This window comes from Streptomyces sulfonofaciens, assembly GCF_014656295.1.
Lineage (GTDB): Bacteria > Actinomycetota > Actinomycetes > Streptomycetales > Streptomycetaceae > Streptomyces > Streptomyces sulfonofaciens.
The window spans coordinates 328,229-354,238 of sequence record NZ_BNCD01000002.1; the positions used below are offsets into that span (position 1 = coordinate 328,229).

Here is a 26,010-nt window from a genome sequence, read left to right on the forward strand (position 1 = left end):
TAGACCAACGTGAGCAGCGACAACTCTTCGGACGACGCTCAGCAGGTGTGGGACGTCGTCGTGGTGGGAGCGGGACCCGCGGGAGCCAGTGCCGCGTACGCGGCAGCCGTCACCGGGCGCCGAGTGCTGCTGCTGGAGAAGGCCGAGCTGCCCCGTTACAAGACGTGCGGCGGGGGCATCATCGGCCCCTCCCGCGACTCCCTGCCCCCCGGCTTCGAGCTGCCCCTGCGGGACCGCGTGCAGGCCGTGACGTTCTCGCTCGACGGCAGGTACAGCCGCACCCGCCGCTCCTCGCAGATGCTCTTCGGCCTGGTCAACCGGCCCGAGTTCGACCAGCAACTGGTCATGCACGCACAGAAGGCCGGTGCCGAGCTGCGCACCGGCGCCACCGTCTCGCGGGTGGAGCAGCACGGGCCCGCGGTGCCGGACCGGCGCACGGTGGCGGTCGTCCTGCAGGGCGGGGAGACGCTGCTCGCCCGGGCCGTGGTCGGGGCGGACGGCAGTGCGAGCCGTATAGGAGCCCACGTCGGGGTGAAGGTCGACCAGGTGGACCTGGGCCTGGAGGTGGAGGTCCCGGTGCCCGAGCCGGTCGCCGAGGACTGGGCGGGGAGGGTGCTGATCGACTGGGGTCCGATGCCCGGCAGTTACGGCTGGGTGTTCCCCAAGGGGGACACCCTGACGGTGGGGGTGATCTCCGCCCGCGGCGAGGGCGCGGCGACCAAGCGGTACCTGGAGGACTTCATCGCCCGTCTGGGGCTCGCGGGCTTCGAGCCGAGCATCTCGTCCGGGCACCTCACCCGCTGCCGCAGCGACGACTCGCCGCTGTCCCGCGGCCGTGTCCTCGTCTGCGGTGACGCCGCGGGGCTGCTGGAGCCGTGGACGCGCGAGGGCATCTCCTTCGCGCTGCGCTCCGGACGGCTGGCGGGGGAGTGGGCGGTGCGGATCGCCGAGGCCACCGATGCCGTGGACGCGCGGCGCCAGGCCCTGAACTACACCTTCGCGATCAAGGCCGGTCTCGGCGTCGAGATGAGCGTCGGCAAGCGGCTGTTGAGCGTCTTCGAGCGCCGCCCCGGTATGTTCCACGCCGCCATCACCGGCTTCAGGCCCGCCTGGAAGGCGTTCACCCGTCTGACGCGGGGGTCGACGTCACTGGCGGAGATCGTGCGCACGCACCCCATGGCGGGGCGCGTGCTGAGCGCGATGGACCGCTAGCGCGCGGCGGGCCGCCGCCTCGGGCCGCCGCGGCGGGTGTGCGGTGCGGGCGGTGCGGTGGGCCGGCGGTGTGCTGTACCGGCGGCGGCGCGTGGCTCGCGTCGTGTGCGGCCTGCGCTGCGTGCCCGCGTTGTGGGTGGCCTGCGTCGCGCGTGAGGTGCGTTGTGCGTGAGCTGCGCTGCGCATGAGTTGTCCTGCGCGTGAGGTGCGCTGCGCGTGGTCCGTGGTCGGGCCTGTGGCACCAGGCGTGTGCCGTCCCGCGGGGGCGAGGAGGGGCGCGGGAAGCCGGACGCCGGACCCGGCGCCGTTGCCGGGCCGCAGCAAGGCATGTCACCAGGGACGGCAATCGGCGTGCAGCGCCGCCAGCGGGATCGTAGGGGGGGCCGCGCGGACGGGCCGGCGGATGGGCGGGCGCACCGGTGATCCGGATGGTCGGCGGACGGGTGGGCCGGTGGGTCGCGCCCGTGGCGGGTGCCCCGGTCACGTGGTGACCGCGAGGCGGAACACCGGGTGCCGGTGCGCGGCGGCCAGCAGCTCGGCGTCGGTGGAGTCCGCGGTGACACCGCCGAAGAAGCGGCCCACCTGCCAGCCCCACTTGGCCAGGTAGGCCCGCAACACGGCCGGCTTCTCGTCGTCGGTCAGCTCGGCGGCGGTGAACTCCCGCGTACTTCTCCCCACCTGCAGCCGGCCGCCTCCTGCCGCCCGCATGTTGCGTACCCACTCGGAGTCGCCGCGCGCCGAGACCAGGTAGGGCCCGCCGTCGTAGGGCAGCGGGTTGACCGGGAGGCGGCGCCACTCGCCGCTGGTGCGGCCCCGCACGGAGAGCTCCGCGGCGCCGACCAGGCTGACGCCGTGCCGTGCCAGCCAGCCGACCAGTCCGTTCATCGCCTTGTCGAGACGCTTAGGCCGGAGATAGTGGGGCGTGGACATGGGTTGCCTCCATGGGGTGAGTGACCTGTGGTGCTGGTGCTGGTGCTGGTGCTGGTGAGGGGGACGGGGACGGGGTCGGCCGTGGGGCGGAGCGCTGATCTCGGTCGAGTGCGCCGATCTCTTTTGTGAGCAGTGCTCTCGCTCTGCTCTGTGGAGCAGTGTGCCGGATACGGTGGGCTGCTGGCAAGAGCAGTGCTCACAAACGTGTGCGGTGATCTGAAACGTGTGCGGTGATCCAAACTGCGCGCCCCGGACGGGTCGGCGGCCTCGCGGCTCGACGGTCTTCGCGCCCTTCGCCACGACGGCGAGTGTGAAGGCCACCGCGCCGCGGTGGCGGTGTGCCGGGGCACCGGGGCACCGGGGCGCCGGTGTGGCGGGTGTGGCGGTGTGGCGAGCGCGGCCTTGGTGCGTGCGGGGGTCGCCTGCGCGTGAGCGCTGATCTCGTCGTAGAGCAGTGCTTTCGTTTGTGGGCAATGCTCACGCGAGCGTGGCAGACTCCTCACCATGAGTGCGACGAATGGGGCCCGGGCGCGGGCGCGGAGCGAGGTCACGGCGGCGATCAAGGACGAGGCCCGCAGGCAGTTGGCTGCGGAGGGCGCCGCAAGGCTGTCGCTGCGTGCGGTGGCCCGGGAGCTCGGCATGGTCTCCTCGGCGCTCTACCGGTACTTCCCCAGCCGTGACGATCTCCTCACCGCCCTCATCATCGACGCCTACGACAGCATCGGAGCGTCCGCGGAGAAGGCGGACGCCGAATCCGTGAAGAGGGGGGCGGATCCGCGGGAGCGCTGGATCGCGGTCTGTACGGCGACGCGGTGGTGGGCGCTGGGGCATCCGCACGAGTACGCGTTGATCTACGGCACGCCCGTGCCGGGGTACGTCGCGCCCAAGGCGACGGTGCCCCCGGCCTCACGGGTCGGGCTGCTGCTCATCGACGTGGTCCGGGACGCCTCGCGGGGGCGCGGGGTCGCGGTGCCCGTGGTGCCGGAGGAAGCCCGGGCCGAGGCGGCACGGATGGCGGCGGACCTGGCTCCGGACCTGCCGCCCGGCGTGGTGACGGCACTGGTCGCGGCCTGGGCGCAGCTCTTCGGGCTCATCGGGTTCGAGTTGTTCGGGCAGTTCAACCGCGTGGTGGAGGACCGGGAGGTGTTCTTCGCCCATGCCGTGGGGCAGCTCGCGCACGGGGTCGGCCTCGTGGGGCCGTGGGGTGGAAGTGCGGGCCGTGGACCACGGGTTTCCTGAACGGGCTCACGCACCGCGCCAGGCCCCCGCGCCGGGCTCTGCGCCGGGCCCCCGCGGCATCCCCGGCCCCGCCTCGGGCCCGCGCCGCCCGCGTCGGCGTACGCAGGGGCGCACGCAGCGGCACGAACGGCGCCGGCCCCGGGCAGGAGTGCCCGGGGCCGGACCGTCGCGGAACCGGCCGTCACGTAAATGACTCCCGCCCCCGACCCCCCGACCCCTCGGAGCCCGGCCCCCCGGCGCTCCGGCCGTTCGGCTCCCCGCCCCCCGCCCCCCGCCCCCCGGACCCACCCAGCCCCCTGGCCCCCCGGACCCCCGAATCGGCCCGCTCGTCTACTCCCCACGGAGTACCCGCGACCACCCCGTCCGACGGACGCCGCGCACGTCCCGCGGCGTCTAGCGTGGCGGCATGGCAGAAGAGCGCAGGCGCCCGCGCCCGGGCCGGCGCATGGGTGAGGGCCTCGCCTGGGGCGGCCCGCCGTCGCGGTGGCGGTACAGTCCGCCGTGGGCCGGGGCGCGGGACGACGAGGACGGGACCGGCGCGGACCGGTGGCCCTGGGTCTCCACGTTGCTGGTCACCGCCTTCGTCATCGCCGGCTCCCACCTCGCCGCGCGGGGCCAGGGGACCCGGGAGGCGCTGGACCCGTTCGCCACCGCCCTGCTGGCGGGCGGCGGTCTGCTCCTGCTGTGGCGGTGGCACCATCCGGTCCTGGTGGCCTTCGGCACCTCCCTCGCCACCCTCGTCTACCTCGGGGCGGGGTACCCGTACGGGCCCGTGTTCCTGATCGCGGCCCTGGGCTGCTTCAGCGCCGTCGTGACCGGGCACCGCAAGGCGGCCTGGGCGGCCATCGGGCTGCTGTGGACCGGGCATCTGCTCGTCGCGCACTGGCTCTACCCGCATCTGCCACCGTCCGGTGACGGGGCCGCGGCCTGGCCCACCGAGGTCGGTGTCGCCGCCTGGGCGCTGGCCATCGTCGCGGTCTGCGAACTCGTCCGGGTCCGTCGCGAGCAGTGGGCGAAGGAGCGTGCCGAGCAGGTCGAGGCCGCCAGGCGCCGGGCCGACCAGGAGCGGCTCAGGATCGCCCGCGAGCTGCACGACGTGCTCGCGCACAGCATCTCCGTGATCAACGTCCAGGCAGGTGTGGGCCTTGCGCTGCTCGACGCGGATCCCGAGCAGGCCCGTACCGCGCTGACCACCATCAAGGCCGCCGGCAAGGAGGCGTTGGGCGAGGTGCGCCAGGTGCTCGACACCCTCCGGACACCGGGTGACGCACCGCGCGCGCCCGCGCCCGGGCTCGACCGCCTCGGCGAACTCGTCGACCAGGCGGCCGGCATGGGCCTCACGGTGCTTGTGGACACCCACGTCGGCGACGAGGCCCCGGACGACGTCCCCGGCCGCGCCGTCCTCCTCGGCGGCGACCAGCGGGGCGGCGACCAGCCGTACGCCGCCCCCGCGACCACTGCGGCTGCGGCCACCCGCCCTCCGCTTCCTGTGGGACTCGACCTCGCCGCCTTCCGCATCGTCCAGGAGGCACTGACGAACGTGGTGCGGCACTCCGCATCGCGGCGGGCACGCGTGCACATCTGGTACGGGACGCGTGGGCTGCGGCTGCGGATCGACGACGACGGTCCCGCCACCGGCGCCGACGCGGGCGGCACGGGCAACGGTCTCGCCGGGATGCGGGAGCGTGCCGCGGCCCTGGGCGGAACGATCGACGCGGGCCCGCGCGCGGACGGCGGCTTCCGGGTGTCCGCCGCACTGCCGTTCAAGGAGGACCGTTGATCCGGGTACTGCTCGCCGACGACCAGTTGCTGGTCAGGGCAGGTTTCAAGGCACTGCTCGACGCGCAGCGCGACATCGGGGTGGTGGGGGAGGCCGCGGACGGCGAGGAGGCGTTGCGCGCGGTGCGCGAGCTGCGCCCCGACGTCGTGCTGATGGACATCCGCATGCCGCTGCTCGACGGGCTGGCCGCCACGCGCGGGATCACTGCGGATCCGGAGCTCGGGGACGTCAGGGTGGTCATCCTGACCACCTTCGAGCTGGACGAGTACGTCTTCGAGGCGATCAGGTCGGGCGCCTCCGGCTTCCTGGTGAAGGACACCGAGCCGGAGGAGCTGCTGCGGGCGGTGCGTGCCGTGGTGGACGGTGACGCGCTCCTGTCTCCCGGTGTGACGCGCCGCCTGATCGCGGAGTTCGCCGCGCGCTCCAAGGAGCCGGCCGCGGCCGGGGCGCTCGCCGAACTCACCGAGCGCGAACGGGAGGTGATGGCCCTGGTGGGCATCGGCCTGTCCAACGAGGAGATCGCCCGCCGCCTGGTGGTCAGCCCACTCACCGCAAAGACGCACGTCAGCCGGACGATGGTGAAGCTCGGCGCCCGCGACCGTGCCCAGCTCGTCGTGCTCGCGTACGAGTCCGGCCTCGTCCGGCCCGGGTGGCTCGGCTGACCATCGGCACGCCACCGCACTCCTGCCGGGCAGACCGTGCAACTATCTGGCAGTCGCACGGGTCGCACGGGCCGTACCAGTCGCGGCGGTCGCCCCGATGCCGCCGACCGGCAGTGCCGGAGTGCCGGAGCGTCCGTCCCGCAGCCGCGCAGCCGCCTCACCCGCGGAGCCGATGCCGCCGTTCCGCGGAGCCGAGGCCGGCCGCCCCGAGCAGCAGCCGGCTGCCGAGCGGAAGACGGCCGTCCCGCGAACGGAGCGCGGCTCCGCGGCCCCGGGCACCGCCACCGGGCGCCCGAGCACCCGTCACATGATGCAGGACCTCTCCTGCCACAGCTCCGCCAGCGCCCGGTCGCCCTCGACGGAGGGGATGGGCAGGCGGTTCCACAGGGCCTGGTAGAGCTGGGCGGCGGGGCCGGACAGCTCGCAGTCCGGGTCGGTCGTGGTGCCGCGCTCGGTGACCGGAGGCTCGGCGGACAGCCGTACCGTCCAGAGGTCGCCGGTGTCCGTGGTCCGCACCCGCAGCACCCGGGGGCGGTCCGTGCGCAGCTTGCTCCGGGACCGCCGGTGGAAGCCGGAGAGCAGTTCGTCGATGCCGTCGACGGCCGGTTCCGCGCCGATGTCCTCGACCCGTCGGCCGCGGGCGGCCTCGGCGTCCACCCGGTGGATCGTGGTCTCGTGGGCCTGTCTGCGGGCCCAGAACGCGAGCGGGGACGGCGCGGCCAGGAACGTCCAGCACTCCAGCTCGGCGGGGGCGGCACGGAGGGCGGCGACGAGCGCCGCGTGCCCGTCGGCGAACCAGGAGAGCAGGTCCGCGTCGGCTTCCGGCGCGGGCGGGGCGGGGTGGTGCGAGGTGAGTCCCCCGGTGATGAACGCCGTGGCCCAGCGGTGCACCTGCCCGGTGTGTCGCAGCAGGTCGGCGACCCGCCAACCGGGGCAGGTCGGCACCGTGGCCGCGAGGCCCGCATCGGCTGCCGTCCGAGCCATGGCCGTGCCCTGCCGGGCCAGGATCTCTATGTGATCGGCTGTCTCCATGCGGGGATTGTGCCCCGCGGGGATGGCTCTACCACGGCGTGCCGCACCATGGCGGCTCGCGCGCGTCCGATGCCGCGGACCCGGGCCTGCGCCCTGGGGCGGCCGGGACGGGAGTCCGCTCCTGCGGCCGCCGGGGCCGTGCGGGCCCGCGCCCGCACGGCCCGGGCGGCCGGATGCCTGCGGCTGGGCGCTCAGGCCGGAGCGGCGTGCCGGGTGGCATGACCGACGAGGGCGGCCAGTGCCGCCAGTGCCGCCACGCTCGTGAGCGCGATGGGCAGGGAGAACCAGTCGGCCATGAAGCCGATCGCCGGCGGGCCCATCAGCATGCCGGCGTAACCGAGTGTGGAGGCGGCCGCCACCCCGCTGGGCCCGGCGAGCGCGCCCGCCCGGTCGATCGCGACCGGGAAGATGTTGGCCAGTCCCAGGCCGGTGATGCCGAAGCCGATCAGGGCCGCCCACAGAGCTGGTGCCAGGGAGCCGAGCAGCATTCCGACGGCGGCCGTGGCACCGCCCGCCACCAGCGTGCGGGTACGGCCGAGGCGTTCCAGCAGGGTGGTGCCGGTGATCCGCCCGATGCTCATGGCCAGCGCGAAGGACGCGTATCCGGTGGCGGCGACGCCCGCGTCCGTGGCCAGGTCCTGTTGCAGGTGCAGGGCGCCCCAGTCGGCGAGCGCGCCCTCCCCGTAGGCGGTGCACAGGCCGATCAGGCCGAACACGATCACCAGGCCGCGGGTCCCCGCGTCGAGGCGGCGCGCAGGGCGCCCCGCGACGGGCTCCGTGGCGGGGGCCGTACCGGCGGCGGCCGTGCCCGAGGCCGTACCGGCGGCCGGGTCGGCGTCCGTGCCGGGGGTCCGCGCGGTCGTTTGCGCAGCGGCCGGCGCGATCCGCGTGGGGACCGGTGCCGTACGGCGCAGCAGGGTGCGGCCTGCCGCCGCGGTCACCAGCAGGCCGACCACGGTGAGGGCGAACAGGTGCCGGGTTGCGGAGAGGTGGCTCGCCAGCAGGCCGCCGACGGCGGATCCGAGCATGCCGCCCAGGCTGAACGCGGCGTGGAAGCTCGGCATGACGGGCCGCCGCAGGGCGGCGACGACATCCACGGCGGCGCTGTTCATCGCCACGTTGAGCCCGCCGAACGCCGCGCCGAACAGCAGGAGGACCCCGCCCAGCGCCTGTGCCGAGTGCGTCAGCGGCGGCAGGGCGACGCTCAGGGACAACAGCGCACCGCAGGCCACGGTCATCGGATGGTTGCCGAACCGCCGGCAGAGCCGGCCGGTGACCATCATCGTCACCACCGCGCCTCCGGAGACCCCCAGCAGGGCGAGCCCCAGCGCACTCGCGGACGCGTCGGTCTGCTCCTTGACGGCCGGGATGCGCACCACCCAGCCCGCGAAGACGAACCCGTCGAGCGCGAAGAAGACGGTCACCGCGGCACGCAGCCCCGTCAGGGCCACCGCCTCAGGGGTACGGGACGCGGCGCTTCCGATTTTGTTTACTATCGGCACAAAATCAGATTAGAGACGTGCCTCCGGGTGGGCAAGGGAATTGCGCCGAGGATCCGCCCCATCCCTGGCCGCCCTGCCTCTTCCCGTCCCTGCCCGCTCCCCTCCCCGTCGGCTCCCGTCCCGTCTGCCCCCGTGCCGCCCGGCGTCGTCCCACCGGTCCCGTCCCGCCGGGAAACGCTCTTCCCCTGCCCTGCCCTCCCCAGCCCCCTCCCCGTCCCTCCCGCGGCGCCGCGGCCGTCCCGCGGCGCCCGGTCACACCGCCACGACCGTGCCGACGCCCGCCTCCTCGAACCGCTCCAGCGTCTCGGGCGGTGCGGCGGCGTCCGTGATGAGTGTGTGCACCCGGTCCGTGCCGCAGATCCGGGCGAAGGCGCGGTGGCCCAGCTTGCTGGAGTCGGCCGCCACGATCACCCGCTGGGCCCGGTCGCACAGCAGGCGGTTGATCGCGGCCTCCGCCTCGTCGTGCGCCGCGGCCCCGTGCACGGGATCGAAGCCGACCACGCCCAGGACGGCGACGTCCAGTGTGATCTGGCCGAGCACCCCGTCCGCGAGCGGGCCGATCAGCTCGTACGACTGGGCCCGGGCCACCCCGCCGGTCACCACGATCTTGAACTGCGGGCGCACCGCGAGCTCGTTGGCGATGTTGAGCGCATTGGTCACCACGGTCAGCGCGGGTGAGCCGGAGCCGAGATCGGGGCGTACGGCGAGGGCGCGCGCCACTTCGGTGGTGGTGGTGCCACCGGTCAGCCCCACGGCCTCGCCCGGTGCGACGAGAGCGGCCACCGCCTCGGCGATCCGCTGCTTCTCGGAGGCACGCCGTGCCGTCTTGTAGCGCAGCGGCAGCTCGTACGACACGCCATGCGCCACAGCGCCGCCCCGGGTGCGCACCAGCAACTGCTGCTCGGCCAGCCCGTCGAAGTCGCGCCGGATCGTCGCGGACGAGACCCCGAGCCGGGCCGCCGCCTTCTCCACGTCGAGCCGGCCGTGGGCCGCCAGCAGCTCCAGCAGCTCCTGCCAGCGGGCATCGCGCGACATGGCGTGCCTCCCTCCGCGCTCACCGGCGCTCATGTCCCTGGCGTCCGCGAAGCGCTCGTCCAGGATCGTCCGGGCGTGTCGAATCGGCAGCCGGCACCGTCGGCGGTGCAAGCCCGTCGGGCCGACCCGGTGGGCCGACCCGGTCCACCCGACGCCGGTCAGGACCGGGGCAGGGCCGCTTCGCAGGGTCCGACGACGGTGACCTTAGCGCAGGGCGGCCCGATGCATGCTTGATGCTGCTTGTAACGTGCCTATATCTTGCAGAAACAATCACACCGAGGAGGCGTGGCATGAGTCATGTCGAGAACGAGCTGACCAGCCAGCCGGAGTGCTGGTCGCGCGCGGCCGAACTCGCCGGCCGGCAGGCCGCCGCGCTGCCCGGCGCCGGTGAGCGGGTCGCGATCGTCGGATGCGGTACCTCGTACTTCATGGCGCAGGCGATCGCGGCGCTGCGCGAGGGTGCCGGGCAGGGTGAGACCGACGCCTTTCCCGCGTCGGAGTTCCAGGCCGGCCGCCGCTACGACCGGGTGCTCGCCCTGACCCGGTCCGGCACCACCACCGAGGTCCTCGAACTCCTCACGGCGCTCAAGGGTCGCATCCGCACCACAGCGGTCACCGCCGACCCCCGCACCCCCGTGATGGAGGCGGCCGACGAGGTGGTCGTGCTCGACTTCGCCGAGGAGCGCTCCGTCGTCCAGACCAGGTTCGCCACCACCGCGCTGACGCTGCTCCGCGCCCATCTGGGCCTGTACGGCGAAGCGGTCGTCGACGACGCGCGCACCGCCCTGCGCGAGCCGTTGCCGGACGGTCTCGTCGACTGCACGCAGTTCACCTTCCTCGGCCGCGGCTGGACCGTGGGCCTCGCGAACGAGGCGGGGCTGAAGATGCGGGAGGCCTCACTGTCCTGGACCGAGGCGTACCCGGCGATGGAGTACCGCCACGGCCCCATCAGCATCACCACCCGGGGCACGGCCACCTGGATGCTGGGCAGGGCCCCTGACGGGCTGGCCGAGCAGGTGCGCGCCACCGGCGGCATGTGGGTCGCAGGCGAACTCGACCCACTGGCCGAGCTGGTGCGTGTCCAGCGCCTCGCGGTTGCCGTCGCCGCCGCCCGGGGCCTCGACCCCGACCGTCCGCGCCACCTCACCCGCTCGGTGATCCTGGTGCCGCCCGCGTCCTGACGCCCCGGCGGCCCTGCCGCGGGCCGCCGCACCCGTCGCCGCAAGATCGAGGGAAAACGAGGGAAGGAGGGGCCGTGCCCCTCGCAGCATCCGGCACGCTGGTCAGCCGTGCCGCGGCCGCCGGTACCGCCGTCGCCGCGTTCAACGTCATCACGCTGGAACACGTGGAGGCCGTGATCGGCGGTGCCGAGGCCGCGGGGGCCCCCGTGATCCTCCAGGTCAGCGAGAACGCGGTGGGCTTCAGGCACGGGCGGCTGCTGCCGCTGGCCCGGGCGGCCGCGGCGGCCGGGGAACAGGCGTCGGTGCCGGTCGGGCTCCACCTCGACCACGTCCAGAGCGGCGAACTGCTGCGGCAGGCCGCGGACGCCGGTTTCAGCTCCGTGATGTACGACGCGGCCCGGCTGCCGTACGAGGAGAACCTCGCCGCGACCCGCGCCGCCGCCGACTGGGCGCACGCCAACGGGCTGTGGATCGAGGCGGAGCTGGGCGAGGTGGGCGGCAAGGCCGTGCCCGGCCGGCCGGCCCCGGCGGCCCCGCTGAGCGCGCACGCGCCCGGCGCCCGCACCGACCCGGAGGAGGCCAGGGCGTTCGTGGCCGGTACCGGTGTCGACGCGCTGGCCGTCGCGATCGGCAGCACGCACGCCATGACGCACCGCACCGCGGCCCTCGACCACGGCCTGCTGCGCCGGATCGCCCCCGCGGCGGGCGTCCCGCTGGTCCTGCACGGCTCCTCGGGGGTGCCGGACGCGGAACTCGCCGCGGCCGTCGCAGGCGGCATCGCGAAGGTCAACATCGGTACGGCGCTCAACCTGGCGATGACCACCGCCTTGCGCGCGTTCCTCACCGCCCACCCTGAAGCCGTCGACTCCAGGGCCTACCTCACCGCGGGACGTGCGGCGATGGCCGAGACGGTGACACGGCTGATCGGCGTGGTGAGCGCGGCGTCATAGCGCTGCGACCGGTCGGGTGGGCAGGCCCTCCGGCGTGGTAGGCGCGGGAGGCGCGGGAGGCGCGGTGGTGCTCAGCGCGCGGGCTCCGGCAGCGGCTCGCCCGTCTCCAGGAGCGTCTTGAGGCTCGACAGCACCGAGGGCCAGCCCTGGCTGATCAGCTCGCGCAGGGTGCCGCCCGCCTCCAGGTCGTCGTGCACCACCGTCAGCTTCACCAGCTCGCCGGCCGGCTCGATCTCGAAGGTCACCTTCGAGCGGCGCTCCCCGGCGATCCTGTCGAGCACGTCCTGGGGCAGACCGGAGGCCTCGGCCCACTCGGGGGTGAAGGTGTGCCAGGTGTAGGAGAGGCGGCGGCCTGGCTGGGCGTCCAGCACGATCTGCTCGGGGTGGGAGATCCTGCCGCCGGCGCCGGCCCAGACCACGGGCGATCCCTTCTCCCAGTCCGACTCGAAGGCGTGGCCCCAGTAGCGCCGGGTGAACGCCGGTTCGGTGAGCGCCTGCCACAGCCGCTCGGGAGTGGTGCGGATGTAGGTGGTGTAGACGAACGGGTTGGTTCCGGTGTCCATGGGCGTCTGCTCCAGTGCTGTCTTCAGGTCGGCGAGCGCGCCGGCCCGGTCGCGGTCGTACCGGTTGATCCAGCGGTCCGCGACGGCGTTGATCGGTGCGGCGTCGAGGTAGTGCAACTTCTCCCTGCCGCGGCGCGCCGTGGTCACCAGGCCCGCCGACTCCAGGACCGCCAGGTGCTTGCTCACGGACTGCCGGGCCATGTCGAGCCCGGCGCACAGCTCGCGCAGGCTCTGGCCGTTGCGGTCCCTCAGACTGTCCAGCAGCCGGCGGCGGCTGACGTCGGCCAGAGCCTTGAACACGTCGTCCATCGCGTATCCCGTCCCGGGCTCTGCCCGGCTGTGATAGGCAACCAATTGGCTGCCTGTCCATTTAAGGCAGCCGATTGGCTGCCTGTCAAACGCTCCGCCGAGTCCGCTGGGTCTGGTGGCGCGCTCAGCCCGCCGAGCCCGCTGAGGGTCCGCTGGGTCTGGTGGGTCCGCTGGGCGGCTGCGGTGCGAGAATGGGCGGGGAGACGAGGAGAGCGGAGAAGAGGCGGGACGATGCGCGGGGGAGCGCCTGCGGCGGACGGCGGTGAATTCTTCCCGCGTGACCGCGCGGAGGTCGCCCCGGGTGCGGTGCACCTCCCGGGACTGCTCGACGCCGTCGGGCAGCGCGAACTGCTGGAGTCCTGCCGGGCCTGGGCGCGGCCACCCGCCGGTCTCCGCACGGTGCGCACCCCGGGCGGTGGCACCATGAGCGCGCGCCAGGTCTGCCTCGGCTGGCACTGGTACCCCTACGGCTACGCCCGCACCGTGGTGGACGGCGACGGCGCCCCCGTCAAACCGTTCCCCGCGGAGCTCGGCGAGCTGGCACGCCGTGCGGTCGGGACGGCGTACGCGGCCGGGCCGTGCACGGAGCCGTATGACATCGCCCTCGTCAACTACTACGACGCGGACGCCAGGATGGGCATGCACCGCGACAGCGACGAACGCTCCGACGCCCCGGTGGTCTCGATCAGCCTCGGCGACACCTGCGTCTTTAGGTTCGGCAACACGGCCTCCCGCGGGCGGCCCTACACGGACGTGCGGCTGCGCAGCGGGGACCTGTTCGTCTTCGGCGGTCCGGCGCGCGGTGCCTACCACGGGGTGCCGCGCATCGAGCCGGACACCGGCCCGCCCGCACTGGGGCTGCACGGACGCCTCAACATCACGCTGCGGGTCAGCGGACTGCCGGCAGTGTCCTGAGGAACGCGGGGACCAGGGACGCGGGGACGCAGGCGCGCGGGGACGTAGGGACGCAGGGACAGGGGACACGGGGATCCGGGAGGCGTGGAGGCCCACCGGGGCCGGACGGCCCGCAGGCCCGCCGTGCAGGCCCCGTTCCGCCGGCCCGCCCCGTCGGCCGCCGCCATCCCGTACCGTGTCGGAGTCCCGCCCCTGGGCGGTGGCAGCGGACACTGATCATGGGAGACTCGCTCACATGGACGGCAAGGCGGCCCCCCGCGCCACGGGACCCACCCAGACCAGGCTGGAGCGGGGGCGCGGCGCACTCGGCCCCGCGCTCGAGCTGGTGCACACCGGCCGTGCCCCGACCCGCGCCGTCCTCACCGCCGAGCTCGGCGTCACGCGTGCCACGGCCGGTGCGGTCGCCGCGGAGCTGGCGGCCCTCGGCCTGATCCGCGTCGACGCCCGTCCCGCAGCCGCGGCCGGCACGCACGGCCGGCCCTCGCACCGCCTCGACGTCGCGGAACAGGGGCCCGTCGCGCTGGCCGCCCAGGTGCACGCCGACGGCTACCGGGCGGCCCTCGTCGGACTCGGCGGCCGGATCGTCGCCACCTCGCCCGGTTGCGACATCATCGACCCCGATCCGGCGCAGGTGCTGGGTGCGGTGGTGGCGGCCGGCGCACGGCTGCTGCGGGAGACCGGGCGCCGCTGCATCGGGGCGGGCCTGGCCGTGCCGTCCTCGGTCGCCGAGCCCGAGGGCACCGCGCTCAACGCGCTCCACGTCGCCTGGCCGGTGGGGGCCCCGGTACGGGAGATCTTCGCCCGGCAGGTCCGTGCGGCCGGCCTCGGCGGGCCCGCGTTCGCCGGGAACGACGTCAACCTCGCCGCGCTCGCCGAGCACCGGCACGGTGCGGGCCGCGGCGCACGCGACCTGCTCTGCGTCGCCACCGGGCACCGGGGAGTCGGCGGGGCGCTGGTGCTCGACGGGCGGCTGCACACCGGCAGTTCCGGTCTCGCCCTGGAGGTGGGGCACCTCACCGTCAACCCCGAGGGCCGCCCCTGCCACTGCGGCAGCCGCGGCTGCCTGGACGTGGAGGCCGACCCGCTGGCCCTCCTCACGGCCGCCGGCCGCGAACCCGGACCAGAACCCTCACTGCTCGACCAGGCCAGGGCCCTGCTCCGTGCGGAGTACGCGCAGCCGCGCGTACGTGCCGCCGCCGGAGAGCTGATCGACCGGCTGGGCCTCGGGCTCGCCGGCCTGGTGAACATCCTCAACCCGGACCGGATCATCCTCGGCGGCCTGCACCGCGAGCTGCTCGCCGCCGACCCGGAGCGGCTGCGTGCGGTGGTCGCCGAGCGCAGCCTGTGGAGCCGCAACAGCGGCGGCGTACCGATCATGCCGTGCACGCTGGACCACAACAGCCTGGTGGGAGCGGCGGAACTGGCGTGGCAGCCGGTACTCGACGACCCGCTCACCGCACTCGCCCCACCCACTGACTGACCGCCGAGCCGTTCCCGCGCCGAGCCGTTCCCGCGCCGCACCGCCTCTCGTCGCGCCGCTCCCCGCCGTGCCGTCCCCGCATCCCACCGGGAGCGGTGCCGCACAGGACCGCGCCGTGCGGCGTGCAACCCGGACGGCTCACCGCCACCGCACCGCGAAGGCGCGCCCCGGGTTCTCGGTGAAGATGCGCTCCACCAGTTCCTCGCCCAGCGCGGCCGACAGCCGCGGCCTCACCCTGCGCAGCAGGTACGGCATGCCGGGGCCGCCGTTCACCGAGCGGGCGGCAGCGGTGGTGGTGTCGCCGCCGAGCAGCAGCCGGTCGCCGAAGCCCGCGTCGGCGAGCGCGCGCAGCGCCTCCGGCATCCGCCAGTCCGTGGCGTGATGGGCGCGCGAGGGCCCGTCGAAGGCGAGGAACGCGCCCGCCTCGGCGGCCTGGCGGTGCAGGACGAAGTCCGGACAGCGGTTGAGATGCCCCAGGATCACCCGCTGTGGTGGCACGGCGAGGGCACCGCAGAGCAGGTCGAGTACGTCCAGGACCCCGGTGCCCAGTTCGTGGTGGACGGCGATGGGGGCACCGGTGGCGTGGTGCGCCTCGGCCGCCGCGCGCATCGTCCAGCGTGCGTGCCCGTCCAGCGCGTGGAAGCCGCCGGCGACCTTGATCAGGCCGGCCCGCACCCCCGATGTCCCGATCCCCTCGGTCAGTTCCCGGGCGAACACCTCGGCGAGGCGGCCGCCGGGGCGCAGCGCGCCGAGTGCGTCGGGGGCGTAGTGCACCGCCTGGTGCAGTCCGGTCGCCGCCACGATCCGTACGCCCGTTCCGTGCGCCAGCGAGGCCAGGTCCCCAGCGTGCCGGCCGAGTCCGTGCGGTGTCCACTGCACCACCGCACGGCCGCCCAGCGCATGGAACGCCCGCAGCTCCGCGTCCGCGGCCCGGGCGTCGTCCAGCTCCTGCCCGGGCAGCCGGGGACTGCGGAAGAAGAGGTGGTCGTGGGCGTCGCACGGGCCCAGGTCGTGCGGGGCGACGTCGCCGGTCACGGTTCGCACCCGTACACCGCCGTCCGCGCGGTCGCCGTCGGAAGCGCTCACCGCTGCGGGGACAGCGCTCACCACTGCCTGCCGCGGGGCAGCAGATGCCGCTCCGGCGCCGACAGGCGCAGCACACGGTAGACCTCGCCCGCCGCGTGCGGCGCGTCATGTGCCCAGGCCGAGAAGTGGACCAGCTCCCAGCGCCGGGGGTCGACGGCGAGGGCCGCGTACACCACACCGTCCTGGCGTGCGAGGCGCGCCGTCGCGCGCACCGTGTCCTCCATGAATGCGGTCAGGGGGGCGTCGGCGGATATCCGCTCACGCCGGCGTACGGCGGTCAGCGGCGCGTCGCCCGCGGCGGCGCCCTCCTCGTAGGCGAGACCCGTCCACTGCCTGACCGCGGGACGGCCGAAGTCCTCGGCCACGCCGCGGAATCCGGGCCCCCACAGGAAGGAGTGCATCCCCTCGTGCGTGCCCCAAAGGTAGAACGGCGCGTACTGGTTCACCGGTGAGCCCTGCACGCCGCGCTCCCTGATCAGGTACGCCTTCACCCCGAGGCCGGGGAAGTCGTCCAGGAGCGGGCCCCTGGTGGCCACGCGGTCGCGGATGACGGCCATGTCGTAGTCCGCCGGCAGGGTGATCTCGTACTGCATGACGTGCATGGCGGGGTGCCTCCTCAAGGCGCCTGCGCCGGGTCCGCCCGCACAGTCGTGCCGGCGCCGGTGCGCCCGAGTGAGTGTACATACTCATAGGTACAGAATATGGGCTTCGGTGGACGGCCCACGAGGACCGCGGCCTGCCCGCCACCGGCGACGGCCGTTGCGCGCTCGCTCCCGGGAGGCCGGCTCCGGAGGAACGCGCCGACTTCTCGCACGGGGTGGCGGCATCGGCCTCCGGCCGCTGTTCCTCCGTACGGGGCCGGCACCGGCCACCGGGCGCCGTTCCTCGCGCTGGTCCGGGCGGCCGTCGGCGGGGTTCCTCTGTGTCGTGTGTGTGCTGCGTCGTGCCGTGGCGCGGCCCGCTGTTCCGTGCCGCAGCCGGCGGTGCCGTGCCGTGCTGCGCGTGCCGCACCGCCCGGCTCGGCTGCCACCCGCCCCGCGCGCCGCTCAGCCCGCGAAGACCGAGCGGGCCGCGACCCTTCCGTGCAGGGACCCGGCCGGGCCCTGCGTCAGGTCCACCAGGGCAGCCAGGTCCGAAGGGCCGGCGAACGGTCCCGTGGTGGCGGCCCCGTACACCGGCAGCGCGGCCGTGAGGGGGGTGCTGCCGGGTGCGGGCAGGGTGAACCAGACGACCTTCCCGGCGTCCCCCTGCGTTCGGGCACCCCAGCTCTCGCACATGGCGGCGATCATCGCGAGGCCGCGCCCGCAGGTCGCGAACGCCTCCGCCTCGTGCAGCCGGGGCAGCCGCGGGTCGTGGTCGCGCACCGACACGGTGAGCCGGTCGAGCAGCAGCTCTATGTCGACGGTGCAGATCTTGTCGGGGCGGGCGTGCCGGTGCACGTTCGTCAGCAGCTCGGTCACGCCGAGCGCCGCCCGGTCGGTCAGGACGTCAAGACGCCAGTAGCGGAGTTGTGCAGAGACGATTCTGCGGACCTGTCCGATCCGCGACGGCAGGGCTTTGAGCTCCACCGTGCAGTGCCTTCTTGGCTGGCTGATCACGGCCACGACTCCCCGAATTCGAGGTTCCGGAAGAAGACGGAGAACTGGACCAGCACGGCGGCTGCGCCGAGCGGTCGCCTGCTGGAGGACCGGCGGTCTTGGCCTCAGTGTGATCGCCGGTGCACCCTGAGTGATGTGAGACCAGAGTGACTCAGGCCTGGGAGGCATGCAACTGGAGGGCCGCCGAACGGTGCACGAAAGCGGCACCCGGTGAGAACCGGGGGCGGCGACTGGTGGGAACGCGGGCAGTGCGTGATACGAACGCGGGCGGCAGGAGCGGCCCGAGCGCGGTCGCCGTGGGACTTCGGCCGGGACCCGGTCGAGACAGCCGGTTCCCCACGCCCCGCCGCCCGGGCGCGGCCCCGCCCTGGGCAGGACGCGGGGAACTGCGCGCCAGGCCATGGACGGAAGGGAACGCCCGGGGCGTCACCGCCCTGCGGCCCGGCGCGAGCCCGCGACACTTCGCTGTGCGGCCCGGCGCTGTCCCGCGACGTACCGGCGCTCTGCGTCAGGGGTGCCGGCCACCCGCCTTGCGCACCGCTTCGATGAAGCGCCGGGCGCGTCCGTCCTGCGGGGCGTCCGCGGTTCCGTCGCCCATGGTCAGCGTATAGCGCGTGCCGTTGACCTCGGCCGAGGCGCTGTCGCCCGACGAGAACCACGATTTGCCGGCGCGCACCGCCTGCACGGGCGCGCTGTCGATCTCGCTGCCGTAACTCGTCAGCAGTTCCACTCGGCCGTCATTGATGCGGACCTGGCCGGCCCGGGTGAGCGACCGCAGTCGCTTGCCGATCCGAACCCGCTCCGCCGTGAACTCCGGCTCCGCCATGATGCCCCCCTTGGGTGCGAGGTCTGCGCCGGCAGGTCCTGCGAACCGTGCCGGCCCTGGTCGCAAACGCGGCTACCACCGGGAATGTTCCCGTGGCAGCAGTGTGCCCGCGCCCGTCGCGGGGCGCCAGGGTGTACGCGGGTGGGCCGGGCGCACGGGCCGGGACCGGCCACGCTCCGGGGGCGCCTGCGACGCGCCAAGCGGGCCCACCGACCCGGCCGCGGGCCGGCCGGCGTGACGTTTGCGCAGGTGAGCAGGGCCCGGCAGATGTCTATGATCGGGGCAGCCAGGGGCTCGTACGGATGCCCGAGCCGGACCGGCGGCCGACGCGACACAAAGGAGCCGAGCGGTGAGTACCACCCACCCCCCAGCAGTCCAGGGCCTGACGGACACGCCGGACGTCGACCGCAGCGACCCCGCCTACCGGGCCTGGCTGCGGGAGGCCGTCCGCAAGGTGCAGGCCGACGCCAACCGCTCCGCCGACACCCATCTGCTGCGCTTTCCGCTGCCCGAGACCTGGGGCATCGACCTCTATCTGAAGGACGAGTCGACCCACCCCACCGGCAGTCTCAAGCACCGCCTGGCCCGCTCGCTGTTCCTCTACGGCCTGTGCAACGGCTGGATCCGCCCCGGTCGCCCCGTCATCGAGGCATCCAGCGGCTCGACGGCGGTCTCCGAGGCATATTTCGCCCAGTTGATCGGCGTCCCCTTCATCGCCGTGATGCCGCGCACCACCAGCGCCAAGAAGTGCCGGCTCATCGAGTTCCACGGCGCACGCTGCCACTTCGTCGACGACCCGCGCACCATGTACGAGGAGTCCGCCGCGCTGGCCGCCAGGACCGGCGGCCACTACATGGACCAGTTCACCTACGCGGAACGCGCCACGGACTGGCGCGGCAACAACAACATCGCGGAGTCCATCTACCGCCAGTTGTCGTTGGAGCGCTACCCGCAACCCACCTGGATCGTCGCCACCGCCGGCACCGGCGGCACCTCCGCCACCCTGGCGCGTTACGTGCACTACATGCAGTTCGACACCCGGATCTGCGTCGCCGACCCGGAGAACTCCTGCTTCTTCGACGGCTGGACCAGCGGTGACCACGGCCTCACCTGCGAGCGCGGCTCCCGGATCGAGGGCATCGGACGGCCGCGCATGGAGCCGAGCTTCGTACCGGGCGCCATCGACCGGATGATGAAGGTGCCGGACGCCGCCAGCGTCGCCGCCGTACGCGCCCTGGAGCGGGCCATCGGGCGCAGGGCGGGCGGCTCCACGGGGACGGGCCTGTGGAGCGCGCTCAAGATCGTCGCCGAGATGGTCGCCGAGGGCAGCACCGGCAGCGTCGTCACCCTGCTCTGCGACCCGGGCGACCGCTACCTCGACAAGTACTACGCCGACGACTGGCTGGCCGAACAGGGCCTGGACATCGCCCCGTACACGGCCGCGATCGATGCGCTGCTGGACACGGGTGCGGGCGCCCGGCCGGGCGGCGCCGCGGGCTGACCGCAGGCCCCCGGCCCGGCACCCCGCCGCGGTCGCCGGTCCGGCCCGTCAGCCGTCCGCGGTCGCCGGTCCGATCCGTCAGCCGTCCGCGGTGGCCTGCGCCTCCCCGGCCGGTGGAGCGGGCCGCCGGTCCGGGGCGTCGGCCGCCCCGTCATCTGCCCCCGGCTCACCCGCCACCACCAGCCGCCGCAACTGCTCGGAGATCTCCGCGCGCACCTCCTGCGGCAGCCCCGCGTCGGTGACCAGGGTGTCGACCTGCGACAGCGCCGCGAACGAACTCAGGCCCACGGTGCCCCACTTGGTGTGGTCGGCGACGACGACCACCCGGCGCGCGGAGTGCACCAGGCGCCGGTTCGTCTCCGCCTCGGCCAGATTGGGCGTCGACAGGCCCGCCTCGGCGGATATGCCGTGCACACCGAGGAAGAGCAGGTCGAAGTGGAGCGCGCCGATGGCGCGGTCGGCGACCGGGCCGACCAGCGAGTCGGACGGGGTGCGCACACCGCCGGTGAGCACGACCGTCGCCGCGCCCTGGCGCTGGCCCGCGGTGCGCTGCGCCGCGTGGAACACGTCCGCCACCCGCACCGAGTTCGTCACCACCGTCAGATCGGGCACGTCCAGCAGATGATGGGCGAGAGCGAACGTCGTCGTACCACCGGACAGGGCGATCGCGGTGCCGGGCGTGACCAGGGCGGCGGCCGCCCGGGCGATGTCCTCCTTGGCCGTCAGCTCCAGACCCGACTTGGCCTCGAACCCGGGCTCATGGGTGCTGGCCTCCGGCACGGGGACCGCGCCTCCGTGCACCTTCTCCAGTACTCCCTGGCGGGCCAGCGCGTCCAGATCGCGGCGGACGGTCATGTCCGAGACGCCGAGCCGCCTGGTCAGCTCGTTGACGCGGACGCCGCCGCGGCGGCGCACCTCGTCCAGGATCAGGGCGCGGCGCTGCTCCGCGAGGAGGTTCTGGGTCTCGCTCACGCCGCTGGGATCCTCTCGCCTCGCTCCGGGCCCGCGGCCCTCGTGCCGTCTTCGTTCACCTTGCCGCCGTTCGCCGTGCAGTCGTCGCAGTCGTCGCAGTCGCCGCAGTCGCCGCAGTCGCCGCAGTCGCCGTTCAGGATCCCCCATCCTCCCACGGGCCACCGACAGCCGTGCCGCTCCGGCCCCGGTCCCGCGGCCACGGCCCGCGCCGTCCCTCGCGCGGGCGCCCGGCCGAACGGCCCCGCAGCGCCGGGCAGTCCGTCTGCGCGCGTGTCAGGCGGAAGGGGGAGATTCCGTGACGAGGGGTGTCGTCGAACGCCCCCGAAGGGAATCCTGGAAACGGACATCACGCATACGTGGGACCCGGGGGGATACGGAACTGTGGATGCCACGAAGGGGCCCACGGCGGGCAGACCGGCGCGCGCGGAGGACACCGCCCTGGAACTCCTGGTGCACGGCGTCGGCGGCACCACACCCGAGGAGATGCTGGGCGACCCGCGCACCGTGCGCATCACCGGTGACGACACCGCCGCGGTCTTCCGCAGGGCGGACGACATCGACGCCGAGCAGCGTCCGCAGGACTACCGCGACAAGCCGGTCCCCGAGGCGTACGTGTGGTGCAACCTCACCTCGGGCAACGGATCGCGCGCCCTGTGGCTGCTCCTGCTGCCGTTCATGGTGGTCAACCTGGCCCACTGGATGCGCCCGAGGGCGCGCCGCCACCGCGGCAGGACGGTCAGCGCCTACGGCCTGCTGGTCCGGCTGACCGGGCTGACCCTCACCGTGGTGCTCGTCGCCGCCGCCTGCGAGGTCTCTCTGGACCTCGCCGCCTGGCAGTGCGCGGGCACGCGCGCGTGCGCCCAGGACCACTCCTGGCTGCGCTTCCTGTCCCCGCAGTTGTTCCACCACGGCTGGTGGACCCAGCCGGGACGCCGCCTCGCGCTCGCCGCACTGGTGCCGACGGTGCTCACCCTCCTGTTGTGGTTCCTCTCCCACCGCACCTGGAGCGCCTACGAGTCCGCGCAGCCGATGCCGCGCGGCAGCACCCCGGAGGACGCCACGCGCACCGCCCTCGGCAGGCCGGGGTTCTGGTACGGACGGCGCCTGGTGGCCCGGCTGCGCGCCGCGCACACCGCCGCGGGCCTGCTCACCGTGGCCGCGGCGGTCGGTACCTCGGCCGCCCGCTTCGACCGCGCTCCGGGCGGTCCGGCCGTGCTCGACGTGCTGGGCCGGGTCCTGGACGCACTGCTGATCGCGGGCGCCTGCTCCGTCGTCTGGGTGGTGGCCCGCAGGGGCCGCAGCGAGCGACGGCTGGACTGCGAGCTGGACGAGACCCTGGTGCGCCGGCTGCCGCTGGCCGCGCTCGCCCTGCTCGTCCTCACCCTGGTGTACGCGGGCTGGTCGCGGCCCTCCTGGGAGTCGGCGGGCCGGCTGCCCGGCGATGCCACGTTCGGCGGCGTCGTCCTCGTCCAGGGCGTGCTGGTCGTCGCGCTCGCCGCGGTCGCCCATGTGCTGCACCGCGGCTCGCCCGACTCCCGAACCGTGCTGCACGGCCTGGGCGGGCCCGCCGTCGCGATGCTCGCCTGCGCCCTGGGCGGCGTCATGACCGGCGGTGTGGCACAGCGCGTGGCCGACTGGGTGGACGGCACGGGCGGCACCATCGCGGGTCCGCCCGTGCTGCTCACCTGGCAGGCATCGGTGATCCCGCCGCTGCTCGTGGTGCTGCTGGTGCTCGCGGGCTGGCTCGCCGTCCGCACCTCCGTGCGCACCCGCCGCGGCCTGGCGCAGGTGCGCTCCGACTACGCGGACGAGTCCGAGGATGCCGCGCGCACCCACCAGATCGCGGCGACCCGGGCCCGTGCCGCGCTCACCGACCGCGCTCCGCTCGCCGTCGGCATCACCTCCGCGGTGACCATGCTGCTCGGCGCGGGCGCGCTCGCCGGGGCCTGGGCCACCGGAGAGGTGCCCGCCCGGGCGGCCGAGGGGTCGGGGGCCGTCGTGGACGGTGCCGCGCAGGCGGCCCAGGCGCTCGGCTCCTGGCTCATCGGCTTCGGCTTCATCCTTTTTGTCACCTGGGGCCGCCGCGCCTACAAGGACCTCTCCGCCCGGCGCACGATAGGGATCCTCTGGGACGTCGGGACGTTCTGGCCGCGTGCCGCGCATCCGTTCGCGCCGCCCTGCTACGCCGAGCGTGCGGTGCCCGACCTCACCTGGCGCATGGCGACCTGGACACGGGTCACCGGCGGTCGGCTTGTCCTGTCCGGGCACTCCCAGGGCAGTGTGCTCGCGGCCGCGGCGGCCTGGCAGCTCCCGCCCGCCATGCGCGGCAGGGTCGCCCTGCTCACCTACGGCTCCCCGCTCGAACGCCTCTACGGACGGTGGTTCCCGGCCCACTTCGGAACCGATGCGCTGGAGGGACTGCACCGCGAGGTGGTCTGCTGGCGCAACCTGCACCGCGCCACCGATCCGATCGGCGGCCCGGTGCGGCTGCCGGGCCGATCGGGCCCGCGGGTCGACGCACCGGCCTTCAAGGACCCCCTGGCCTACGGCCGCACTGCACTGCATCCGTTGCCCGCGCCCATCCTCGGCCACTCGGACTACCAGGCCGACCCGGCCTTCGAGCAGGAACGCGACCGGCTGCTGGGGCGGCTGCGGCCCGGTGTGCCTGCGCCTCGCTCCGGGGCCGCCGGCGAGGACGACGCGACGGACGTCGGCGGGGTCGCCGTGGCTGTCGACAGCGAGCGGCAGGCCCCGCCGGACGGGCCCGCAAAGGGCGGTCAGGGCAGTTCCGGCAGGTCCTCGGGGTAGAGGAGCGTCAGGTCGTCGGTGCTGGGCTCGGCCATCTGGGCCACCCGGCCCGCGTGCTTCTCCACCATGGCCTCGAACGTCTGACGGGCCGTGCGGCCGTTGCCGAAGCCGGGGCCCTTGGGGAGTTCGGTGAAGTACTTGAGCAGGGCCTCGCCGGTGGCGGGACCGAGCCGGTACTCCTGCTCGTCCGCCTGCTGCTCCACGATCCTCAGCAGTTCGCCGGGGGTGTAGTCGCCGAAGGTGATGGTCCGGGAGAACCGGGACGCGACGCCCGGGTTGACGGAAAGGAACCGCTCCATCTCCGCCGTGTAACCCGCGACGATCACCACGACGGCGTCCCGGTGGTCCTCCATCAGCTTCACGAGGGTGTCGATGGCCTCCCGCCCGAAGTCCCGCCCGGAGTCCTCGGGGGAGAGGGCGTACGCCTCGTCGATGAACAGCACACCCCCGCGGGCCCGCTCGAACGCCTCCTGGGTGCGGATGGCCGTGGAGCCGATGTGCTCGCCCACCAGGTCGACCCGGGAGACCTCCACCAGATGGCCCTTCTCCAGCACGGCGAGCGATGCCAGGATCTCGCCGTAGAGCCGGGCGACGGTGGTCTTGCCGGTGCCCGGGGAGCCGGTGAAGACCAGGTGGCGGCGTACCGAAGCCGCCTTCAGGCCGGCCTGCTGCCTGCGCCGCCCCACCTCGATCATGTCGGTGAGGGCCCGCACCTCGCGCTTGACGCTCTCCAGGCCCACCAGGGCGTCCAGCTCGCCCAGCACGTCCGTGGAATCGCGTACCGGCCGCTCGGCGACCGCGGGTGCGGCGGCACCGGGGGCCGGGGGCTGCTGCTCGGCGACGCGCTGGGCGGGAATCTGGCCGAGCAGCCCGGACGAGGACGCCGCCGTCTCCACGGCGGCCTCGGGTATCGCGGTCCTGGGGCCGGCGCTCTCGTCGCTGGTGCAGTCCTCGACGGTCGGGCCGCTGCCCGCCCCCTGGCCCGCCGGGGCGTCCGCGAACTCGTAACCGCCGCGTGTGCACCGCTCGGTGCGGCACTTGCGCAGCGTGGTGCGGCAGCCGTCGATGACGTGGAAGCCGTACCCGCCGCTGTCGGTGACACGGCAGTTCAGAAAGCTGCCGCGACCGCCGGCCGAGACGTAGCCGCCGGCCTCGGCGGGGGAGGTGATGGTGCAGCGCTCGACGGTCGGGTCGGCTCCCTTGGTGACGATCACACCGGTCTGGGTGGCGTCGATCGTGCATCCGGAGAGGGTGCCGCCGCTGCCGTGGTCGCGGAACCAGGCGCCCGTGGCGGCCTCCCGGATGCGGCAGTCGTCGAGCTGCGCGGTGGCGCCGTCGCTCACCGACACCGCGGTGTTGCGGACCTGGGAGAGGTCGCTGTCGACGACGTCGACCCTGGAGCCGCGGTCGAGCACGAACAGCGCGTCCGGCACGTCGTGCACCCGGCACGCGTCCAGCACGGCCGTGGCGCCGTCGCTGACCCACACCGCCGGGTAGTCGCCGGTGCTGTCGTGGATCTCGCACTGGTTGGCGTCGACACGGGTGCCCGGGTCCCACACGGACAGGCCGTTGCGGCCGAAGCGGCTGACCGTGGAGCGGGTCAGGGTGAGCACGGAGCGGGACCGCAGGTCCACCGCGTTCTCCGGGACGTCGTGGATACGGCAGTCGGCGAGGGTGAGCACCGCGTCGGTGTCGAGGGTCACGCCGTCGGCCGTGGTGCGGTGCACATCGCAGTCGGTGAGGTGCGCGCCGGCCCGGCCGGTGACCTGGACGCCGCTGCCCTTGACCTCGTACACCTCGCAGCCGACCGCCTCCAGGCCGGTGTGCTCGCCGGTCGCCGACAGGCCGGCGCCGGAGGTGTGGTGCACCCGGCAGCGCTCCAGGCGCGGATGCGCCCCCGAACGCGCCGCCACGCCGGCCTGGCCGGCGGCGACCACCTCGCACTCCTCGAACAGGCCGCCCGCCTCGTCGAGCACGGCGATGCCGATGCCCGCCGGGTTGTCGACGGTGCACTTGCGGACGGTGGGGCGCGCCGTCCCGCCGCGCACCTCGATGCCCGTCGCGGAGCGGGTGACGATCCGCAGCGCGGACAGGTCGGGGGTGCCGTCCTCGACGAGCAGCGCCGGGGCGGCGGCGTCCTGCCCCTCCACCTGGAGGTCCTGGACCACCGCGGAGGCGCGCACGGTGAGCGGCACGCCGTCCACGGGCGCGATGCGCACCGAGCCGGGAGAACCCTCGGGGCCGCGCAGCGTCACCGCCCGGTGCACCACAAGGTTCTCGCGGTAGGTACCGGGGGCGATGGTGAGGACGTCGCCGTCGACCGCGGCCTCCAGCGCGGCGGTGAGGGAGGCGTACTCGCCCGCGCGGCGCCGCCACCTCGATGTGCCGGTGTGCGTCACCTGGACCGTGCCCTGTGCCATGCGGTGTTC

General features: G+C 74.3%; 21 protein-coding genes. 10 read left to right on the forward strand and 11 right to left on the reverse strand.

Going from position 1 to position 26,010, the window contains the following annotated elements:
• Nucleotides 1-9: 9 nt before the first annotated feature.
• A complete protein-coding gene (locus tag IE313_RS04415) occupies nucleotides 10-1,212 on the forward strand; it encodes a geranylgeranyl reductase family protein (RefSeq protein ID WP_189929555.1) in 1,203 nt (400 codons plus the stop codon).
• A gap of 480 nt (nucleotides 1,213-1,692) precedes the next feature.
• Here the strand turns inward: IE313_RS04415 and IE313_RS04420 are convergent, their stop codons facing one another.
• A complete protein-coding gene (locus IE313_RS04420; RefSeq protein WP_189929556.1) occupies nucleotides 1,693-2,142 on the reverse strand; it encodes a nitroreductase family deazaflavin-dependent oxidoreductase in 450 nt (149 codons plus the stop codon).
• A gap of 504 nt (nucleotides 2,143-2,646) precedes the next feature.
• On the opposite strand from IE313_RS04420, the gene IE313_RS04425 reads away from it, so the two are divergent.
• From IE313_RS04425 to IE313_RS04435, 3 genes are all read left to right on the forward strand, one after another.
• Nucleotides 2,647-3,381, forward strand: a complete 735-nt coding sequence (locus IE313_RS04425) for a TetR/AcrR family transcriptional regulator (RefSeq protein WP_189929557.1) — start codon at nucleotides 2,647-2,649, stop codon at nucleotides 3,379-3,381.
• A 406-nt stretch (nucleotides 3,382-3,787) separates the two neighbouring features.
• Nucleotides 3,788-5,161: a sensor histidine kinase gene (locus IE313_RS04430; RefSeq protein ID WP_189929558.1), complete on the forward strand. Its 1,374-nt coding sequence runs from the start codon at nucleotides 3,788-3,790 to the stop codon at nucleotides 5,159-5,161.
• Nucleotides 5,158-5,823, forward strand: coding sequence for a response regulator (locus tag IE313_RS04435; RefSeq protein ID WP_189929559.1), 666 nt, complete (start codon nucleotides 5,158-5,160; stop codon nucleotides 5,821-5,823). The genes IE313_RS04430 and IE313_RS04435 overlap by 4 nt, the downstream gene beginning before the upstream one ends.
• 303 nt (nucleotides 5,824-6,126) lie before the next feature.
• Here IE313_RS04435 and IE313_RS04440 read toward each other — a convergent pair whose 3' ends face one another.
• From IE313_RS04440 to IE313_RS04450, 3 genes are all read right to left on the reverse strand, one after another.
• A complete protein-coding gene (locus IE313_RS04440) occupies nucleotides 6,127-6,855 on the reverse strand; it encodes a maleylpyruvate isomerase family mycothiol-dependent enzyme (RefSeq protein ID WP_189929560.1) in 729 nt (242 codons plus the stop codon).
• A 191-nt stretch (nucleotides 6,856-7,046) separates the two neighbouring features.
• Entirely contained in the window at nucleotides 7,047-8,306 is a 1,260-nt protein-coding gene (locus IE313_RS04445) for an MFS transporter (protein ID WP_229924371.1), read from the reverse strand.
• A 303-nt stretch (nucleotides 8,307-8,609) separates the two neighbouring features.
• On the reverse strand, nucleotides 8,610-9,392 hold the full coding sequence (locus IE313_RS04450) for a DeoR/GlpR family DNA-binding transcription regulator (RefSeq protein WP_189929562.1): 783 nt from the start codon (nucleotides 9,390-9,392) through the stop codon (nucleotides 8,610-8,612).
• Between the two features lie 290 nt (nucleotides 9,393-9,682).
• On the opposite strand from IE313_RS04450, the gene IE313_RS04455 reads away from it, so the two are divergent.
• Together IE313_RS04455 and IE313_RS04460 are read left to right on the forward strand one after the other, a co-directional pair.
• Nucleotides 9,683-10,573, forward strand: coding sequence for an SIS domain-containing protein (locus tag IE313_RS04455; RefSeq protein WP_189929563.1), 891 nt, complete (start codon nucleotides 9,683-9,685; stop codon nucleotides 10,571-10,573).
• Between the two features lie 74 nt (nucleotides 10,574-10,647).
• A complete protein-coding gene (locus tag IE313_RS04460) occupies nucleotides 10,648-11,523 on the forward strand; it encodes a class II fructose-bisphosphate aldolase (protein WP_189929564.1) in 876 nt (291 codons plus the stop codon).
• A gap of 71 nt (nucleotides 11,524-11,594) precedes the next feature.
• Here the strand turns inward: IE313_RS04460 and IE313_RS04465 are convergent, their stop codons facing one another.
• Nucleotides 11,595-12,395 carry an ArsR/SmtB family transcription factor gene (locus IE313_RS04465; protein ID WP_189929565.1) on the reverse strand — a complete coding sequence of 267 codons (801 nt, stop codon included), beginning with the start codon at nucleotides 12,393-12,395 and terminating at the stop codon, nucleotides 11,595-11,597.
• Between the two features lie 231 nt (nucleotides 12,396-12,626).
• Here IE313_RS04465 and IE313_RS04470 point away from each other — a divergent pair, with 231 nt between their 5' ends.
• The gene (locus tag IE313_RS04470) at nucleotides 12,627-13,310 is read left to right on the forward strand and encodes an alpha-ketoglutarate-dependent dioxygenase AlkB family protein (RefSeq protein ID WP_189929566.1); all 684 of its coding nucleotides are present in this window, start codon (nucleotides 12,627-12,629) and stop codon (nucleotides 13,308-13,310) included.
• 235 nt (nucleotides 13,311-13,545) lie between these two features.
• Complete coding sequence (locus IE313_RS04475; protein WP_189929567.1) at nucleotides 13,546-14,790, forward strand: ROK family protein; 1,245 nt, start codon at nucleotides 13,546-13,548, stop codon at nucleotides 14,788-14,790.
• Nucleotides 14,791-14,928: 138 nt separating this feature from the next.
• Here the strand turns inward: IE313_RS04475 and IE313_RS04480 are convergent, their stop codons facing one another.
• The 4 genes from IE313_RS04480 to IE313_RS04495 form a co-directional block, all read right to left on the reverse strand.
• Nucleotides 14,929-15,876, reverse strand: a complete 948-nt coding sequence (locus IE313_RS04480; RefSeq protein WP_189929568.1) for a phosphotriesterase family protein — start codon at nucleotides 15,874-15,876, stop codon at nucleotides 14,929-14,931.
• A gap of 17 nt (nucleotides 15,877-15,893) precedes the next feature.
• A complete protein-coding gene (locus IE313_RS04485; RefSeq protein ID WP_189929569.1) occupies nucleotides 15,894-16,478 on the reverse strand; it encodes a DUF4865 family protein in 585 nt (194 codons plus the stop codon).
• Between the two features lie 444 nt (nucleotides 16,479-16,922).
• Nucleotides 16,923-17,474 carry an ATP-binding protein gene (locus tag IE313_RS04490; protein ID WP_189929570.1) on the reverse strand — a complete coding sequence of 184 codons (552 nt, stop codon included), beginning with the start codon at nucleotides 17,472-17,474 and terminating at the stop codon, nucleotides 16,923-16,925.
• Nucleotides 17,475-17,982: 508 nt separating this feature from the next.
• Nucleotides 17,983-18,300, reverse strand: coding sequence for a hypothetical protein (locus IE313_RS04495; RefSeq protein WP_189929571.1), 318 nt, complete (start codon nucleotides 18,298-18,300; stop codon nucleotides 17,983-17,985).
• A gap of 349 nt (nucleotides 18,301-18,649) precedes the next feature.
• Between IE313_RS04495 and IE313_RS04500 the strand changes: the two genes are divergently transcribed.
• Nucleotides 18,650-19,801 carry a PLP-dependent cysteine synthase family protein gene (locus IE313_RS04500; RefSeq protein ID WP_308439137.1) on the forward strand — a complete coding sequence of 384 codons (1,152 nt, stop codon included), beginning with the start codon at nucleotides 18,650-18,652 and terminating at the stop codon, nucleotides 19,799-19,801.
• A gap of 78 nt (nucleotides 19,802-19,879) precedes the next feature.
• On the opposite strand, the gene IE313_RS04505 is transcribed toward IE313_RS04500, so the two are convergent.
• Nucleotides 19,880-20,773: a DeoR/GlpR family DNA-binding transcription regulator gene (locus IE313_RS04505; protein ID WP_229924372.1), complete on the reverse strand. Its 894-nt coding sequence runs from the start codon at nucleotides 20,771-20,773 to the stop codon at nucleotides 19,880-19,882.
• A gap of 483 nt (nucleotides 20,774-21,256) precedes the next feature.
• On the opposite strand from IE313_RS04505, the gene IE313_RS04510 reads away from it, so the two are divergent.
• Nucleotides 21,257-23,581: a hypothetical protein gene (locus IE313_RS04510; RefSeq protein ID WP_229924405.1), complete on the forward strand. Its 2,325-nt coding sequence runs from the start codon at nucleotides 21,257-21,259 to the stop codon at nucleotides 23,579-23,581.
• On the opposite strand, the gene IE313_RS04515 is transcribed toward IE313_RS04510, so the two are convergent.
• Nucleotides 23,551-26,001: a right-handed parallel beta-helix repeat-containing protein gene (locus tag IE313_RS04515; protein WP_189929573.1), complete on the reverse strand. Its 2,451-nt coding sequence runs from the start codon at nucleotides 25,999-26,001 to the stop codon at nucleotides 23,551-23,553. The two genes, IE313_RS04510 and IE313_RS04515, sit on opposite strands and share 31 nt — an antisense overlap.
• Nucleotides 26,002-26,010: the final 9 nt, after the last annotated feature.

Coding starts and splice junctions, on each gene's coding strand:
- IE313_RS04515 (WP_189929573.1), bottom strand. CDS start 26,001: ATGGCACAGGGCACGGTCCAGGTGACGCACACCGGCACATCGAGGTGG.
- IE313_RS04465 (WP_189929565.1), bottom strand. CDS start 12,395: ATGGACGACGTGTTCAAGGCTCTGGCCGACGTCAGCCGCCGCCGGCTG.
- IE313_RS04475 (WP_189929567.1), top strand. CDS start 13,546: ATGGACGGCAAGGCGGCCCCCCGCGCCACGGGACCCACCCAGACCAGG.
- IE313_RS04470 (WP_189929566.1), top strand. CDS start 12,627: ATGCGCGGGGGAGCGCCTGCGGCGGACGGCGGTGAATTCTTCCCGCGT.
- IE313_RS04440 (WP_189929560.1), bottom strand. CDS start 6,855: ATGGAGACAGCCGATCACATAGAGATCCTGGCCCGGCAGGGCACGGCC.
- IE313_RS04455 (WP_189929563.1), top strand. CDS start 9,683: ATGAGTCATGTCGAGAACGAGCTGACCAGCCAGCCGGAGTGCTGGTCG.
- IE313_RS04430 (WP_189929558.1), top strand. CDS start 3,788: ATGGCAGAAGAGCGCAGGCGCCCGCGCCCGGGCCGGCGCATGGGTGAG.
- IE313_RS04495 (WP_189929571.1), bottom strand. CDS start 18,300: ATGGCGGAGCCGGAGTTCACGGCGGAGCGGGTTCGGATCGGCAAGCGA.
- IE313_RS04450 (WP_189929562.1), bottom strand. CDS start 9,392: ATGTCGCGCGATGCCCGCTGGCAGGAGCTGCTGGAGCTGCTGGCGGCC.
- IE313_RS04425 (WP_189929557.1), top strand. CDS start 2,647: ATGAGTGCGACGAATGGGGCCCGGGCGCGGGCGCGGAGCGAGGTCACG.
- IE313_RS04485 (WP_189929569.1), bottom strand. CDS start 16,478: ATGCACGTCATGCAGTACGAGATCACCCTGCCGGCGGACTACGACATG.
- IE313_RS04510 (WP_229924405.1), top strand. CDS start 21,257: ATGCTGGGCGACCCGCGCACCGTGCGCATCACCGGTGACGACACCGCC.
- IE313_RS04420 (WP_189929556.1), bottom strand. CDS start 2,142: ATGTCCACGCCCCACTATCTCCGGCCTAAGCGTCTCGACAAGGCGATG.